General features: G+C 67.8%; 12 protein-coding genes. 6 read left to right on the top strand and 6 right to left on the bottom strand.

The window, feature by feature from the left end; translation table 11 throughout:
• Window positions 1-50: 50 nt before the first annotated feature.
• Window positions 51-965, top strand: coding sequence for a LysR family transcriptional regulator (locus ACWPN5_RS21410; protein WP_145680873.1), 915 nt, complete (start codon window positions 51-53; stop codon window positions 963-965).
• A 159-nt stretch (window positions 966-1,124) separates the two neighbouring features.
• On the opposite strand, the gene ACWPN5_RS21405 is transcribed toward ACWPN5_RS21410, so the two are convergent.
• Together ACWPN5_RS21405 and ACWPN5_RS21400 are read right to left on the bottom strand one after the other, a co-directional pair.
• Window positions 1,125-2,732 carry a CYTH and CHAD domain-containing protein gene (locus ACWPN5_RS21405; protein ID WP_492297263.1) on the bottom strand — a complete coding sequence of 536 codons (1,608 nt, stop codon included), beginning with the start codon at window positions 2,730-2,732 and terminating at the stop codon, window positions 1,125-1,127.
• A gap of 71 nt (window positions 2,733-2,803) precedes the next feature.
• Window positions 2,804-3,322 carry a SixA phosphatase family protein gene (locus tag ACWPN5_RS21400; RefSeq protein WP_492297262.1) on the bottom strand — a complete coding sequence of 173 codons (519 nt, stop codon included), beginning with the start codon at window positions 3,320-3,322 and terminating at the stop codon, window positions 2,804-2,806.
• Window positions 3,323-3,538: 216 nt separating this feature from the next.
• On the opposite strand from ACWPN5_RS21400, the gene ACWPN5_RS21395 reads away from it, so the two are divergent.
• Window positions 3,539-5,686 (top strand): RNA degradosome polyphosphate kinase, encoded by a 2,148-nt coding sequence (locus ACWPN5_RS21395; RefSeq protein ID WP_492297260.1) that lies wholly within the window; start codon window positions 3,539-3,541, stop codon window positions 5,684-5,686.
• A 19-nt stretch (window positions 5,687-5,705) separates the two neighbouring features.
• Entirely contained in the window at window positions 5,706-7,259 is a 1,554-nt protein-coding gene (locus ACWPN5_RS21390; RefSeq protein ID WP_145680870.1) for a Ppx/GppA family phosphatase, read from the top strand.
• 52 nt (window positions 7,260-7,311) lie between these two features.
• Here ACWPN5_RS21390 and ACWPN5_RS21385 read toward each other — a convergent pair whose 3' ends face one another.
• Window positions 7,312-8,601, bottom strand: a complete 1,290-nt coding sequence (locus ACWPN5_RS21385) for an EAL domain-containing protein (RefSeq protein WP_186464724.1) — start codon at window positions 8,599-8,601, stop codon at window positions 7,312-7,314.
• Window positions 8,602-8,865: 264 nt separating this feature from the next.
• A complete protein-coding gene (gene rnd / locus ACWPN5_RS21380) occupies window positions 8,866-10,032 on the bottom strand; it encodes a ribonuclease D (protein ID WP_492297258.1) in 1,167 nt (388 codons plus the stop codon).
• 166 nt (window positions 10,033-10,198) lie between these two features.
• Between rnd and aspS the strand changes: the two genes are divergently transcribed.
• Window positions 10,199-12,028, top strand: a complete 1,830-nt coding sequence (gene aspS, locus ACWPN5_RS21375) for an aspartate--tRNA ligase (RefSeq protein ID WP_200477272.1) — start codon at window positions 10,199-10,201, stop codon at window positions 12,026-12,028.
• A gap of 128 nt (window positions 12,029-12,156) precedes the next feature.
• Here the strand turns inward: aspS and ACWPN5_RS21370 are convergent, their stop codons facing one another.
• A complete protein-coding gene (locus ACWPN5_RS21370; RefSeq protein ID WP_145672482.1) occupies window positions 12,157-12,375 on the bottom strand; it encodes a hypothetical protein in 219 nt (72 codons plus the stop codon).
• A 148-nt stretch (window positions 12,376-12,523) separates the two neighbouring features.
• Complete coding sequence (locus ACWPN5_RS21365) at window positions 12,524-13,402, bottom strand: cell envelope integrity EipB family protein (protein WP_211111416.1); 879 nt, start codon at window positions 13,400-13,402, stop codon at window positions 12,524-12,526.
• Window positions 13,403-13,507: 105 nt separating this feature from the next.
• Between ACWPN5_RS21365 and ACWPN5_RS21360 the strand changes: the two genes are divergently transcribed.
• The gene (locus tag ACWPN5_RS21360) at window positions 13,508-14,494 is read left to right on the top strand and encodes a 2-hydroxyacid dehydrogenase (RefSeq protein ID WP_145680866.1); all 987 of its coding nucleotides are present in this window, start codon (window positions 13,508-13,510) and stop codon (window positions 14,492-14,494) included.
• 247 nt (window positions 14,495-14,741) lie between these two features.
• On the top strand, window positions 14,742-15,566 hold the full coding sequence (locus ACWPN5_RS21355; protein WP_145680865.1) for a GGDEF domain-containing protein: 825 nt from the start codon (window positions 14,742-14,744) through the stop codon (window positions 15,564-15,566).
• Window positions 15,567-15,608: the final 42 nt, after the last annotated feature.

Here is a 15,608-nt window from a genome sequence, read left to right as displayed (position 1 = left end):
AGATGCCGCATTCATGCCATGGATGGAAATTCTGATGTAATATCTCGATCATGCACGACATGAATACCCTTCGCGGCATCGACCTCAACCTGCTGGTGGTCCTCGATGCACTGCTGGCCGAGCGGCATGTGTCGCGCACCGCATCCCGGCTGAACATGAGTCAGCCCGCGGTCAGCCATGCGCTCGGGCGTCTTCGCCATCTGTTCGACGACCCCCTGTTGATACGCCGCGACGGGCAACTGGTTCTGAGCGCAAGGGCGCTTGAAGTCGCTCCGGCGTTGACCGAAGCCCTGCGACAGGTGCGGGAGGTCCTCGGACCGGGAGGCTTCGACCCGGCCAGGGAAAAACGGACGTTCCGCCTTGCGATGTCGGATTACGGCTCCGCTGTCGTCCTCCCGGGTCTGCTGAAGATGCTGCGCCTCGAAGCGCCGGGAATAGATCTGGTGATCACCCAATCGAACCGGGAAACGATGCTCCGGCAGGTGTTGGATGGGGACTGCGATCTGGCAATTGGTGTGTTTCCCGATCGTCCCGAACGGATCGAATCAGAGCAGCTTTTCGCCGAGCGCTTCGCTTGCCTTGCGGATCGGGAGGGGCTGGGGGGCCATGACCGCCTGGATATCGGGGCCTATCTTGACCGGCCACACGTGCTCGTTGCGATGAAGGACGAAGCAAACACCGAGATCGACACGGCCTTGCGCGCCGTCGGCCACACGCGCCGCATCGCCGTCACGCTGCCGCATTGGGGAAACGCGCCACGGTTGATCCAAGGAACGGACCTCGTTCTGACGGTGGCCCGGAAAGCCCTTGCGCTCTGTGAGCATGACCCGGCCGTCGTCGTTTTCGAGCCGCCGTTTCCGATACCGCCATTTCCCTTCGTTCAGGTTTGGCATGAACGGCGCGGCGGCGATCCCGGGCACCTGTGGCTGCGCAACGCGGTCGCGAACGTCTCGATGGCTGTGTAGTTGGCGGCCAGCCAGGGGTGGTGCTGTCCACGCAACGTCCTCGACGCGGCGTCCATCCCCGCCCCTGCGAAGCTCTCGCGCAAACATAGTTTGCGCTGACGCGGCAGGCGGACCTTCGGTCCGCCGAAGCTGGGGACGGTTAGGGTGGGGGCAGGACCGTCACCAGAACACCGGCCCGTCGCGGAAGGCCTTCCACAACCCCGGCAGTGCCTTGCGGCGCTTGTCGGCCTGCTTGGCGAGCCAGCGGGCGGTCGCCTCGGCGGTGGGCCGCTGCTCCGGCCGGTCCGCCGACAGGCCGCGCAGAAGGTCGCCGGCCACCACGGCGTCGTGCTCGGCGTCCAGCGCATCCAGCAGGGCGTCGAGTGCGGCGATGAAGGGCACCGTCGCAGTTTCAGCGCAGAGGCCGCGGAAGAACTCCGCCGTGTGGCGGAGCTTGCGCAGGCGGCGGCGCAGCCGGTCGCGCGCCGTGGCGTCAGCCCCCTCAATGTCGCGTCCCGCCTTCAGGGCCTTGGCGTGCTGGGCGGCCAGCCAGGGGCCGGACAGCTCGGCCATCGGGCGGTCGAGCTGGGCGCGGACCTCCGGCGCGGCGCCGGACTGCCACGCCCCGTCCTCCAGCCAAGCGCCGAGCGCCAGGATCAGCCCGGTGCAGCGTGGCGATTGGATCGCCTCCACCGCGGCCAGCGCGGGCGCCCGACGGGCCTCACGCACCGCGGCCGTCAGCGCGGCGAGCGCGTCGGCGGGGGCCTTTTCCGTTGCCGAGAAGGGCGCGATCCCGTGGGACAGCAGCACATCCCAATCGCGCGCCGGGCCGAGCTGGCGGGAGAACCAGCGGATGTCGTTCCCGGCGCGGCAGGCCTCCGGCACCCCGGCGAGAGGGCGGAACAGGCGGATGGCCGTGCGCAGGCGGCGCAGCGCGACGCGCATCTGGTGCAGCCCCTCCACGTCGCCGCCGGCCAGGGCACAGGCCTCGTTGGCGAGCAGCAGGCGCAGCCCGTGGCGGATGATGTGGCGGTAGGCCTCGGCCACCGTGGTGACCGGGGTCAAGCCCAGCGGTTCCGGCAGGACGGGGGCGGGCAGGCGCCCGGTGACGAGGCGGTCGCCGATTTCCGCCTTGCTCTCCGTTCCTATGCGAACCGGGACGCGGCGCTGGAGGGCCAAGGCGAGATCGAACAGGCGTCCGATGCGGCCCGACTTCAGCTCAAGCTCGACCTCGCTGATGCGGGCGCAGGCGTTGCCGGCGGTGATCTGGCCGTCGTCCACCGCCACCTCGATGGAGGTCAGGGCGTCCGGGCGGACAAGCAGGGTGGTGCGCCGGAACTCCGTCGTGAATTGTGGAGCCAGCGCCGCCCGCGCGTCCTCCGGCACCAGGGCGGCCACGCCCTCGGCGTCGAGGGGCGTCATGTCGGGGGCGGCCGTGGGAATGGCCCAGTCCCATTTCTTGCGGATGGCCACCGCGGCCGAATCGCCGGGGGTGGCGGCGTTGATGGTCTTCAGCGTCTGCACGAACCGGTCGCCGTCCTGCCGCACCCGCAGGGCCACGCCCCCCAGGAACAGACGGCGGTCCGGCGTGTCGTAATAGACGGTGCGCAGGGCGCGGACGGCGGGCGCGCCTTCCGCCTTCTCCTTCAGCGCCGGGAGGTCCGCAACGCGGGGGAGGTCGCGCGGATCGAGATGGAGCTTCATCTCCACCTCGCGCACGGCCGACACCGTGGCGGACGCCGCGGCGGGTGCACCCGGGGGCGCGTTGTTCTGGGGCGCGGAAGACACGGGGGGCGACTCCTGCTCGGTTCCGGGCCTGCTCGGTTCAGGGTTGAAATACCCCAATTGGCAGAAGGGCGTTAAGAGAGTTTCCGCGGCAGGATGAAATCGGCCAGCCGTCCCGACCCGCTGTCCAGGTCGGCCCAGCGGGCGCCCTCGAACAGGAACACGGCGCAGGCGCCGGTCGGGAACTTCTCCGCCAGTGCCGCGCGGTGCCGCTCCTCGCCGCGTCCGGCCAAGTCGCGGGCGAGGTCGTGGAGGTCCGGGTTGTGGGCGACCAGCATCAGCGACGAGGCGGAGTCGGGGGCGTCGTGCAGCCGTTCCAGGAGGACGCGCCCCCCGCACAGGTAGAGGCCGCGCTCGCGCTCCACCGGGATGTCAGGCGCGTCCATCACCTCCAGCAGCCGGTCGGCGGTGTCCGCCGCGCGCCGGGCGGTGGAGCACAGCACCAGCCCGATGCGCGCCCCGCGCTCCTTCAGTTCGTGGCCGACCAGCCGGGCCGCCTTCTTCCCCCGCGGCGCCAGCGGGCGGTCGTGATCGTCCAGCGAGGGATCGTCCCACGCCGACTTGCCGTGGCGCATGAGATAGAGCGTCTTCATCGCGGGAGTCCCTTCCTTCCGAATCGGCCTCCGGCGGGATGCGCCGGGGGTGCGACTGTTTTCGCAGCGGTATTATCGTGACGGCAGTATTATGCTGTCTGACCCAAAACCGTAACGTAGTTGGGGTAGGTTGCCTGGCCCATCGACCGCGGCGGGGCGGTTCGGCCCGACCGGACTGTAGCGGCACCACCCATCACGCAAAAGCCCGAGGCTGCTGTGACCGAACTTCAGGACCTGGAAGCGACCTGCATCGAAGCGGACGCGCCGGAGCGCTTCATCAACCGCGAACTGTCGTGGCTGGCCTTCAACCAGCGCGTCCTGGATGAGGCGTCCAACCCGAATCACCCGCTGCTGGAGCGGCTGAGGTTCCTGTCGATTTCGTCCAGCAACCTCGACGAATTCTACATGGTCCGCGTCGCCGGCCTGAAGGGGCAGGTGGCCGCGGGGGTGAAGACCCCCAGCGCCGAGAACCTGACCCCGGCCCAGCAGCTCACCGCGGTGAACCAGCGCATCGTCGAGCTGATGAACGCGCAGCAGACCATGTGGCGCAGCCTGAAGCAGGACCTGCGCGAGGCCGGCATCATGGTGGCCGGCGCCGAGGACCTGACCGACGGGGAGAAGGACTGGCTGGAGGCCAAGTTCCTCGACGACATCTTCCCCATCCTGACCCCCATCGCGGTGGACCCGGCGCACCCGTTCCCCTTCCTGCCCAACCTGGGCTTCTCGCTGGCGCTGCAACTGCACGAGCCGGTTAAGGGGCGGCACCTCGACGCGCTGGTCCCGCTGCCGGCGCAGCTCGACCGCTTCATCCGCCTGCCGGGCTCGGAGATCCGCTTCATCCAGCTGGAAAAGCTGGTGATGCTGTTCATCGACCGGCTCTTCCCGCCGTTCCAGGTGAAGGCCCACGGCGTCTTCCGCGTCCTGCGCGCCAGCGAGATGGAGATCGAGGAGGAAGCGGAGGATCTGGTCCGCACCTTCGAAAGCGCGCTGAAGCGCCGCCGCCGCGGCAGCGTCATCCGTCTGGCCACCGACGCCGGCATGGCCGCCGACCTGCGCGAGTTCCTGCGCCACGAACTGCGCGTGTCGAACGACGACGTGTTCATCCTTGATGGGCTGATCGGCCTGTCGGACACCCGCCAGTTGATCGTCGACGAGCGGCCCGATCTGGTCTTCCGCCCCTTCAACGCCCGCTTCCCGGAGCGCATCCGCGACTTCGGCGGCGACTGCTTCGCGGCCATCCGCGACAAGGACATCGTCGTCCACCACCCGTACGAGAGCTTCGACGTGGTGGTGCAGTTCATCCGTCAGGCGGCGCGCGACCCGCAGGTGGTCGCCATCAAGCAGACGCTCTACCGCACCAGCAAGGACAGCCCGATCGTCGCCGCGCTGATCGAGGCGGCGGAGGCCGGCAAGTCGGTGACCGCCCTGGTCGAGCTGAAGGCCCGCTTCGACGAGGAGGCCAACATCCGCTGGGCGCGCGATCTGGAACGCGCCGGCGCCCAGGTGGTCTACGGCTTCGTCGACCTGAAGACGCACGCCAAGGTGTCGCTGGTGGTGCGGCGCGAGAACAAGGCGCTGCGCAGCTACGTCCATTTCGGGACGGGCAACTACCACCCGATCACGGCGAAGGTCTACACCGACCTGTCCTTCTTCACCTGCGACCCGGCGCTCTGCCACGACGCGGCGGTGATGTTCAATTACATGACCGGTTATGCCACGCCGAAGCTGCTGGAGAAGATTGCCATCGCCCCGATCACGCTGCGCCAGAAGCTGGGCCAGCTGATCGACGCGGAGGTCGCCAACGCCGCCGCCGGCAAGCCCGCCCACATCTGGGTGAAGCTGAACTCGCTGGTCGATTCGGAGATCATTGACCGGCTCTACAAGGCGTCGCAGAAGGGCGTGCAGATCGACATGGTGATCCGCGGCATCTGCTGCCTGCGCCCCGGCGTGAAGGGCCTGTCGGAGAACATCCGGGTGCGCAGCATCGTCGGCCGCTTCCTGGAGCACGGGCGCGTCATCTGCTTCGCCAACGGCCAAGCGCTGCCCAGCCCGCAGGCCAAGCTCTACATCTCCTCCGCCGACTGGATGACGCGCAACCTGGACCGCCGCATCGAGACGCTGGTGCCCATCGAGAACCCGACGGTGCACGAGCAGGTTTTGGACCAGATCATGGTCGCCAACCTGAAGGATGAGGCGAACACCTGGAAACTCGGCCCCGATGGCGTTTATCATCGGGTGGAGGCTGGTCCGGACGCGTTCAGCGCCCATAACTATTTCATGACGAACCCCAGCCTGTCGGGCCGCGGCAGCGCGCTCAGCAGCAAAAAGACGCCGCCGCGGTTGAAGCTGCGTACGGTCATCTGATTGAGGACATCGGTTGCTTATGACGCCGGCGCAGGAACACACGGTCGCTACCAGGGCCGTCGAGAGGGTGGTCGAGAAGGGCGAGCGGATCGCCGTGATCGACATCGGGTCCAACTCGATCCGGCTCGTCGTCTATGACGCTCTGAAGCGGTCGCCTCTGCCGGTCTTCAACGAGAAGGTCCTGTGCGGGCTCGGCCGCGGGGTGGAGAAGACCGGCTGCCTGAACCCGGACGGGGTGATCCAGGGCCTTGAGGCCCTGGAACGCTTCGCCCTTCTGGTCGCCGGCATGCGCGTCGGGCGTCTGGACGTCATCGCCACCGCGGCGGTGCGCGACGCCACGGACGGTCCGGCCTTCATCCAGCGGGTGAAGGACCGCACCGGCCTCGACGTCAGCGTCATCAGCGGCGAGGAAGAGGCGCGGCTGTCCGCCATGGGCGTGCTGTCCGGCACCCCCGCCGCGGACGGGCTGGTCGGCGACCTCGGCGGCGGCAGCCTGGAGCTGGTGCGGCTGGAGCGCGGCGTGATCGGCGAGCATCTGACGATGCCGCTGGGGCCGTTGCGCCTGATGGAGCTGAACCCGGCCAAGCCGAACGGGCTGGTCCGCGCCATCGACCAGCATCTGGAGAAGCTGGACTGGCTGGCCCAGATGCGCGGCAAGCCCTTCTTTCCGGTGGGCGGCGGCTGGCGGGCGCTGGCCAAGCTGCACATGGAGCATGTGAAGCACCCGCTGCACATCATCCACCACTACACGGTCCCCTTCGCCGAGGCGCGGGACTTCGCCGGGCTGATCGCCAAGCAGAGCCGGTCCTCGCTGGAGAAGATGTCCGGGTCGCGCCGCCGGGTCGACACGCTGCCCTACGCGGCGCTGGTGTTCGAGCGGTTGCTGCGCATGGTCCAGCCGTCCAGCGTGGTGTTCTCGGCCTTTGGGCTGCGGGAAGGGCACCTCTACGCGCTGCTCGATCCCGAGGCGCAGCGGCAGGACCCGCTGATCGCCGCGGTGGAGGATTGGGCGCAGCGCTTCGTCCGCATCGGCGATCCGGCCCTGCTGGTGTCCTGGACCGGCAACCTCTTCGCCGGAGAGGACGACGCGGCGCTGCGGCTGCGGCAAGCCGCCTGCCTGTTGAGCGACGTGGGCTGGGCTGAGCATCCCGATTATCGGGCGGAGCACGCCTGCCTGCGCATCCTGCGCTATCCCTTCCCCGGCATCGACCATGACGAGCGGGCCTTCCTGGCGCTGGCCGTCTACGCCCGCTACGCCGGTTCCATCGACGGTCCGGGCATGCCCAACGCGGTCACCGCGGGGCCGCGGTCGCTGCTCAGCGACGCCCAGGCGCGCAAGGCGCTGGTGCTGGGGCTGGCGCTGCGGCTGGCCCACACGCTGACCGGCGGAGCCACCGCGCTGCTGCAGCGCACGGCGCTGAAGGTGTCGGGGGAGCGGCTGGTGCTGACCCTGCCGGACGATTTCAGCGTGCCGGCCGGCGAGACGGTGCAGCGGCGCCTGGACGCTCTGGCGAAGGCGTTGAACCGCAAGGGCGAGATCGTCCCGCCGGCTCGGCCGCAAGCGGCGGAGTAGAGGTTTTTACCCCTCTCCCGGAGCGGGAGAGGGGATCAGACGGGAAAAGCCTTCACGCCACCTTGGCGTGGGCGATGGCTTCGCGGACGCTCACGCCCTTGCGCAGGATGTTGTCGACGGCGCGGCCCTGCACCATCGTGATGCCGACCTTCTGGGCGTAGACGAGGCTCGACACGCTGTCGCAGCGCGCCAGGATGAACTTGCAGCGGTCCTGCTCCTGGATGCGCTCCATGAAATACTTCTCGAAGGTCGGGTCCATCTCCAGCATGTCGTTGGACCAGAAGATCTTCGCGTAGTCGGCGTTCAGGTACTCCAGGTCGAAGTTCGTCACCCAGAAGGGGTTCAGCCCATCCACCGCGATCTGGTAGCGGCGGTCCTGGGCGAACTCCACCACCTCGTTGAAGAGCGACAGGTTCTCGATCAGGTCGCCCTTGGAGATCTCCAGCACCACCTGCCCGCGGAAATCGACGGGAAGCCGCTCGTCGAACTTCACGAAGCCGGTGGAGATGACCGTGGACAGGTTGATGTTGATGCCGATGCGCCGGCCCCGCATGAAGCTGAGCCCGTGGTTCAGCGCGCGCAGCACCGACTGGTCGAGGTTGGCCGTGAAATAGTTGAACAGCCATTTGTTGGCCGTGATGTCGTAGTCCGGGCAGAGCCGCTCCTGGAGCAGCTTGATCGAGATGTAGAGTTCGAAATAGGCCATGTCCTCTTCGGCGTTGCGGCCGATGTTGGCGATGGCCTGATTGAACAGGAAGGGCGACAGGTCGAACATCTGCATGGAGCGTTCGAGCTTGGCCATCTCCTCCAGCGTGATCGGCGGTTTCGTCTCGTTGGAGTGGTCGCCGGTCTCGTTGGCCTGCAGCTCCTCGATGAAACGGATGACGTTGATGAAGTTCAACGCCAGTTCCATGATCGAGTAGAGCGAGAATTCCTTGTAGGGGTTGGCCCCGATCAGCGTCGTCTTGGCCAGGAAGATCTGCTCCACCTTCTGGCAGACGTCGGTGACGCCGGTCAGCTTCAGCCCCTTGTAGAGGATGATGACGTCGCCGTTGGAGATGTTGAAGGACTGGAGGTAGGAGGCCTTGTTCGCCAGCTCCTGGATGATCGTGCGGACGATCATCTGGCTCGACGGGTCCTTGTCCCGCAGCAGCGACAGATGCATGTGGATCAGCCGCATGCCCTGCAGTTCGGACTTCGCGGAGCGGAGCAGATTCAGCAGCTTGTCGTTGTCGAATTCGGGCTTCTGGTCCTTCGCGGCGGCGACGGCGGCCTGCTTCTCCGTGGTGGAGAGGCGGACGCGGTCGCGTCCCATGGGTGGTTTGCCGCCGAACCTGCTCATACGCGAAATCCCCTGGGTGTGCGCATAGGGCTTGTGCGCACCTTAAAGGCGAGAATTCCCCCGCGAACCACACCCCGCCGCCACACGGCATGGATACGGAGCCCGTGACTTATTAGCCCTTAGTTTTTTTAACAATGCCTTAAAGCGCTGTTAATTGCGATGAATTGTTTCATAATTTTGGCTAAACGTCGCGAAGCTCCCCGAACCTGTACCGTGCCGGGCCGACTCTTGCGCCACTCTGGAACGATTCTGGATGGGGCCGTTTTATGACCTCTCTCCAGTGCCGGCCGGAACGATGCGGACACGGCGGTCGAGCACCGCCAGACCGATGCGGCCATGCTTCAGCGCCAGCGCGTCGTCGCCGAACAGTTCCCGGCGCCAGCCCTGCATCGCCGGCACATCGGCCGCGTCGTCGGCGGCGATCGCCTCCAGATCGGCGGCGGAGGCGATCAGCTTGGAGGCCACGTTGTTCTCTTCGCACTTCATCTTCAGAAGCACGCGGAGCAATTCAACGATTGGTTGCAGTCCGGGGGGCGGCTCTTCGCGCGGCTCGACGCGGGGCAGGTCGAAGTCCGGGATATCCAGCCCCTTCTGCACGCAGGCCAGCACCTCGGCGCCCTGCCGGCCCTCGGCGAAGCCGCGGCCCATGCCGCGCGTGCGGGCGAGGTCGTCCACGCTGGTCGGGGCGTGGGCGGCGATCTCCAGCAGCGCCTCGTCGCGCAGCACGCGCGAGCGGGGCAGGTCGCGGCGCTGCGCCTCGCGCTCCCGCCACGCCGCCAACTCCTTCAGAACGGCCATGAAGCGTGGCTTGTTGGTCCGCACCTTCAAGCGCAGCCAGGAGCTGTCCGGGTCCACCTGATAGGTGGCCGGGTCGGTCAGGACGGCCATCTCCTCTTCCAGCCAGTGGGCGCGGCCGGAGCGGACGAGGCGGCGCTTCAGCTTCTCGTAGGCCGGGCGCAGGTGGATCACGTCGGACAGCGCGTAGGTCAGCTGCCGCTCGGTCAGCGGGCGCTGCGACCAGTCGGTGAAGCGGCTGGACTTGTCGATGCGCGCGCCGGCCAGCTTGGTGACCAGCGTCTCGTACCCGACGCTCTCGCCGAAGCCGCAGACCATCGCCGCGACCTGGGTGTCGAACAGCGGGTGGGGGATCTGGCCGGACAGGTGCCAGAAGATCTCCACGTCCTGCCGGGCGGCATGGAAGACCTTGAGGATGGCCGGGTCCACCATCACGCGGAACAGCGGCGCGAGGTCGATCCCTTCGGCCAGCGGGTCGATGGCGACCGCGCCGTTCGGCCCGCCGACCTGCACGAGGCAGAGCTGCGGCCAATAGGTCTTCTCGCGCAGGAATTCGGTGTCGACGGTGATGTACTCCGCCCCGGCCAGCGAGCGGCAGAAGGCGTCAAGGTCTTCGGTGGTCGTGATCAGTGTCATAGCCGCTTCATACACGAGCGCGCGACCGCGCGAAAGCTCGCCCTTCGGCAACTCTCCCAGCGTGCAGCGGACGCGGATGGCGACTTGACATTCCCGCGCTGTCGGTGTGGTGTGTCGGGCCGCCTTTCCGCGCAGGATTCCGACCTTTTCCAAGGTGTTTCGACCCATGCACCCCTACCGCACGCACACCTGCGGCCAGCTTCGCGAAGAGAACGCCGGTCAGATTGTCCGCCTGTCGGGCTGGATCAACCGCAAGCGCGACCATGGACAGCTCCTGTTCATCGACCTGCGCGACCATTACGGCCTGACGCAGTGCGTGGTCGACACCTCCAACCCGGCCTTCCAGGCGGCGGAGCGGCTGAAGCTGGAATCGGTCATCACCGTGACCGGCAAGGTGGTCAAGCGCACGGCGGAGACCATCAACGACCGCCTGCCGACCGGCCGCATCGAGGTGCAGATCGCCGAGCTGTCGGTGCAGGGCGAGGCGGAGCAGATCCCGCTGCAGGTCAACCAGGACACCGACGCGGGCGAGGATGTGCGCCTGCGCTACCGCTTCCTCGACCTGCGCCGCGAGCGCATCCACGAGAACATCCTGCTGCGCTCGCGCGTCATCGCGTCGGCGCGCCGCCGCATGATCGACCAGGGCTTCACCGAGTTCCAGACGCCGATCCTGACCGCCTCCTCGCCGGAGGGGGCCCGCGATTATCTGGTGCCCAGCCGCAACCATCCGGGCAAGTTCTACGCGCTGCCCCAGGCGCCGCAGCAGTTCAAGCAGCTGCTAATGGTCGCCGGGTTCGACCGCTACTTCCAGATCGCCCCCTGCTTCCGCGACGAGGACGCCCGCGCCGACCGCAGCCCGGGCGAGTTCTACCAGCTCGACTTCGAGATGTCCTTCGTCACCCAGGAGGACGTGTTCGCCGCCATCGAGCCGGTGCTGCACGGCATCTTCGACGAGTTCGGCGGCTTCCGCCGCGAGACGCCGCCGGCCATCGACAAGCCGCCCTTCCGCCGCATCTCCTTCGCGGAGTCGATGCTGAAGTACGGCAACGACAAGCCGGACCTGCGCAACCCGCTGGAGATCACCGACGTCACCGCCGTCTTCAAGCGCGACGACGTGGAGTTCCGCGCCTTCAAGCAGACGCTGGAGAAGGGCGGCGTGGTCCGCGCCATCCGCGCCCCGAAGGTGTCCGACAAGCCGCGCAGCTTCTTCGACAAGCTGAACGACTGGGCGCGCGGCCTCGGCGCCCCGGGCCTCGGCTACATCATCTTCGAGGCGGCGGGCGGCAAGGGCCCCATCGCCAAGTTCGTGCCGGAGGCCGCCCAGGCGGAGCTGCGCACGGCGGCGGGCGTGGAGGACGGCGACGCGGTCTTCTTCGTCTGCGACCAGCCCGGCCCGGCGGCCAAGCTGGCCGGCTTCGCCCGCACGAAGATCGGCGAGGAGCTGGACCTGATCGAGAAGAACGCCTTCCGCTTCTGCTGGATCGTCGACTTCCCGATGTACGAGCTGGACGAGGAGACCAACAAGGTCATCTTCAGCCACAACCCCTTCTCCATGCCGCAGGGCGGCCTGGAGGCGCTGAACACGATGAACCCGCTGGACATCAAGGCGTACCAGTACGACATCGTCTGCAACGGCGTGGAACTGTCGTCGGGCGCCATCCGGAACCATCTGCCGGAACTGATGTACAAGGCGTTCGAGATCGCCGGCTACCCGCCCGAGGAGCTGGAAGCCCGCTTCGGCGGCATGCTCAGCGCCTTCAAGCTGGGCGCCCCGCCGCACGGCGGTTCGGCCCCGGGCATCGACCGCATCGTGATGCTGCTGGCCGACGAGCCGAACATCCGCGAGGTCATCGCCTTCCCGCTGAACCAGCGCGCGGAGGACCTGCTGATGCAGGCCCCGGCCCCGGTTGACCAGTCGCGCCTGCGCGAGCTGCATCTGAAGCTGGACCTGCCGAAGCCGAAGGTCGCCGCCGAGACGCCGAAGGCGGCCACCTGACGATCCGGGACCGTCCCTCCCTTCCCGCCCCGGCGGGGAGGGAGGGGCGGCCAACGGACATGCGCTCAACAGAAAGCCCCCCGTCCGCGAGGCCGGGGGGCTTTCTTGTTCGGGAAACCGGAAGGGCGTCAGGCCGCGACGGTGCCGGAGCCGATCATGCGGTAATAGTTGGAGTCGACGAGGACGAAGCAGCTCAACGTCTTGGCGTCGCCCTCGTCTTCCGTGCTGACCACGCGGGCATGTGGGATGCCGAACAGGGTCACGGTCTCCCGCACGCGCCAGGACCGCCCGTTGGTCGCTCCAACGGTCTGGAACACCTGTCCCACCAAAACCTGCTTCTTGGCCATAGGGAAACCCTCATCCTGCTGTCGGTGCACGCCACGACTCCGTGGAGGCGCGAATGCACCATGCACAGCTTAGGCCAGTTTCCTCAAAATATGGCAAATTGAATTGTAACGATTTGCGGCAAAGGCTGTGACCTTTTTCGTCCGGTGGTCAACATCCCGACTTCGGCAGCGCCTCAACCTTCTCCAGGATGGCGTTCACGGTGAAATCGCCATAGTCGATCTGCATGGATTCGGCGACGCCGTTTTGCAGCAGGCGCAGGCTCATCTCGTACTCGGGCTGGGCCGAATCGCTCTTCAGCGGGAAGAAGGCCATGCGCACCGGCCACGCCTTCTTGCCCTTGAGCAGCGGGTCGGCGCCGTCCTCCTTGGTCTGGACCGCCGAGCCGATGACCGTGGACACCTCGGTCGCTCCCTCGGAATCGGCGCCGTCGAAAACGACCCGGTTGAAGAAGGTCTCGCCGGCGCCGGCGTGGTCGAGCACCGCCAGGGTGTGGGCGGTCGGGAACATGGTGTTGGGGGGCAACTCCATGTCCTGGGGCTCGGGCTTGGAGAAGGCGGCGGTGCCGGTGCCGTCCTTGGCCAGCCGGGCGTCGCCGCGCACCTCCTCGTCCTCCTCGCCGTTGATCAGCTTGCGGACGTTGAAGCGGTAGCGCTGCCCGTCCTTGGCCTCCCACGTGGTGTAGTTGGTGGTCATCGCCATCTCGTCGCCCTCGGCGTAGACGAAGCGGAGCTGGAAGCGCTGCTCCGTCGTCCAGCCGTCGCAGGCGTCGGCCCATTCGAACAGCATGCGGCCCCGCACGTCGCTGACCTTGGAGCTGTTGCGGGCGGACAGCAGCGACATCTTGTAGACGGCGCGGTGCGGCAGGATGTTCGCCGCGGCACCGGCCGCCGCCCCCACCGCCGCGCCGGCCGCGTTGGCCGGGGCCGCCTGGGCCGGGCCGGCGGCGGGAAGGGCGGTCACGGACACCAGGAACGCGCCGAAGGTCGCGCAAAGGGCGAAGCGGGCGGCGGAGCGGCGGTTCTGCAAAGCGACATCCACAGGTGATTGGCAGCGTCGGATGGATTATGGGTGTTTCGGCGTCGGAGCGGAAGGCCCGACCCCCCGAATAAACGGAAGGCTGAGGACAGAAACATGCGCAGTGACACCCAGGCATCACGGCCCGTTCTCCTGGTGACCCGGCGCCTGCCCGACGCGGTGGAGGCCCGCGCCGCGCGCGCTTTCGACGCCCGGCTGAACCCGCAGGACCGCGCGCTGTCCGGCGCCGACATCGCCGCCCTGGCGGCGGAGACCGGCGCCCAGGGCATCCTCTGCACCGCCGGGGACCGGCTGGACGCCGCGGCCATCGAGGCGCTGCCCAAGGGCGTGCGCATCGTCGCCACCTTCTCCGTCGGCACCGACCACATCGATCTGAACGCGGCCAAGGCCCGCGGCCTGATCGTCACCAACACCCCGGACGTGCTGACCGACGCGACCGCCGACATCGCGCTGCTGCTGATGCTCGGCGCGGCGCGGCGCGCCTCGGAGGGCGAGCGGATGATCCGCGCCGGGGCCTGGAACGGCTGGACGCCGACCCAGCTTCTCGGCACCCATCTGGGCGGCAAGCGGCTGGGCATCATCGGCATGGGTCGAATCGGGCAGGCGGTGGCGCAGCGGGCTCGGGCCTTCGGCATGACCATCCACTATTCCAACCGGCGGCGCCTGCCCGCGGAGCAGGAGGCCGGGGCGGTCTACCACGCCGACCCCGAGGCGATGCTGGCGGTTTGCGACGTGCTGTCGCTGCATTTCCCGGCGACTCCGGAAACCACCCACTGGCTGAACGCGGAGCGGATCGAGCGCCTGCCGCCGGGGGCCATTGTCGTCAACACCGCCCGCGGTTCGGTCGTCGACGATGAGGCGCTGATCGCCGCCCTGGCCTGCGGACGGCTGGCCGCCGCGGGGCTGGACGTGTTCGAGAACGAGCCGAACCTGCACGCCGGCTACCGCGGGTTGGAGAACGCCTTCCTGCTGCCGCATCTGGGCAGCGCCACGGTGGAGACCCGCAACGCCATGGGCTTCAAGGCGCTCGACAACCTGGACGCCTTCTTTGCCGGCGCGGCGCCGCCCGACCGCGTGGTGTGAGGCCGTTGCAGAGTCCCTGTCGGGAGGCCGACAGTGCCTTTGTTCGAAAACGGTTCAAAAAAGAAAATAAATCAAAAATAGATAAAATTTTCCGTAATCGGCCGTTCTCCCGGCAAATTCTGCCTGGGGGCGGCCTTGCCCGGCAGAAATTGCCGGGACGAAAGGCCTAGTCTTCGGGAGTTCCGCATATGGCATGGCGATTGCTTTCGTTTGGGGGCAGCCAGTGCCGATCATGTGGAGAAAGCCCATGAGCGCCGTCGTGAACACCCAGGACCCGGACGTTATCGCCGCCGACCATCACGACGGACTGCCTTTCGACCGCGGGACCCACGACCGGCTGCTGCGGATGCCCCCCTTGCGCGGCCCCCGCATTGCCCATCCGGCGGTGATCGCGACCGCCGAGGCGTCGGCCCTCGAACAGCAACTTGCCGAGGCCCGCGCGACCATCGCCGAACAGCGTGACCGGATCGCCTATCTGGAAAGCCTGTCCATGACGGACGAGCTGACCGGCCTGCTGAACCGCCGCGGCTTCTTCAGCCATTTCCGCCGCGAGATCGCCGCCGCGCGGCGGCAACGCGCCAAGGGAAACGGCGCCAAGGGGAACGTCAGCAAGGGACAGGGAACGGGCGGCGGGGTGCTGGTCATCATCGATCTGGACGGCTTCAAGCGGATCAACGACACCCATGGGCACATGGCCGGCGACGCCTATCTGCGGCAGGTCGCCCGCCTGCTCGTCGGATCGGTCCGCGAGGAGGATGTGGTGGCCCGGCTGGGTGGTGACGAGTTCGCGGTGCTGCTGACCAAGACCGATGCGGCCTGCGGCGACCTCCGCGCCCGGCAGATCGCGGTCGCGGCGGGCCGCCGCTGCGTGCGCTGGAACGACGCCGATCTGCCGATCCGCTTCTCCTTCGGGGTGCAGCCCTACGGCGCCGACGACCGGGAGGAGGAGGTGGTCCGTCTCGCCGATTCCCGCATGTACCGCGACAAGGCCGGCCGCCGGCCACGCCCGGCGGGTCGCAAGACCGGGACTCCGGCCGGGCAGCGCGCGGCGAACCGGCTGACCTCCGGCTGACCTTCCGCTGGCCTCTCGCTGGCCTCTCGCTGATTGCGCCGC

It is taken from the genome of Azospirillum sp. UENF 211521, assembly GCF_058780535.1.
The sequence above is the reverse complement of the archived record's forward strand: the minus strand, read 5'-3'. Positions and strand labels throughout refer to the sequence as shown.

What these genes read in the sequence shown, in the direction of transcription:
- aspS (WP_200477272.1), top strand. Translation starts at nt 10,199, where the DNA reads ATGCACCCCTACCGCACGCACACCTGCGGCCAGCTTCGCGAAGAGAAC.
- ACWPN5_RS21385 (WP_186464724.1), bottom strand. Translation starts at nt 8,601, where the DNA reads ATGAGCAGGTTCGGCGGCAAACCACCCATGGGACGCGACCGCGTCCGC.
- ACWPN5_RS21360 (WP_145680866.1), top strand. Translation starts at nt 13,508, where the DNA reads ATGCGCAGTGACACCCAGGCATCACGGCCCGTTCTCCTGGTGACCCGG.
- ACWPN5_RS21400 (WP_492297262.1), bottom strand. Translation starts at nt 3,322, where the DNA reads ATGAAGACGCTCTATCTCATGCGCCACGGCAAGTCGGCGTGGGACGAT.
- ACWPN5_RS21355 (WP_145680865.1), top strand. Translation starts at nt 14,742, where the DNA reads ATGAGCGCCGTCGTGAACACCCAGGACCCGGACGTTATCGCCGCCGAC.
- rnd (WP_492297258.1), bottom strand. Translation starts at nt 10,032, where the DNA reads ATGACACTGATCACGACCACCGAAGACCTTGACGCCTTCTGCCGCTCG.
- ACWPN5_RS21370 (WP_145672482.1), bottom strand. Translation starts at nt 12,375, where the DNA reads ATGGCCAAGAAGCAGGTTTTGGTGGGACAGGTGTTCCAGACCGTTGGA.
- ACWPN5_RS21410 (WP_145680873.1), top strand. Translation starts at nt 51, where the DNA reads ATGCACGACATGAATACCCTTCGCGGCATCGACCTCAACCTGCTGGTG.
- ACWPN5_RS21390 (WP_145680870.1), top strand. Translation starts at nt 5,706, where the DNA reads ATGACGCCGGCGCAGGAACACACGGTCGCTACCAGGGCCGTCGAGAGG.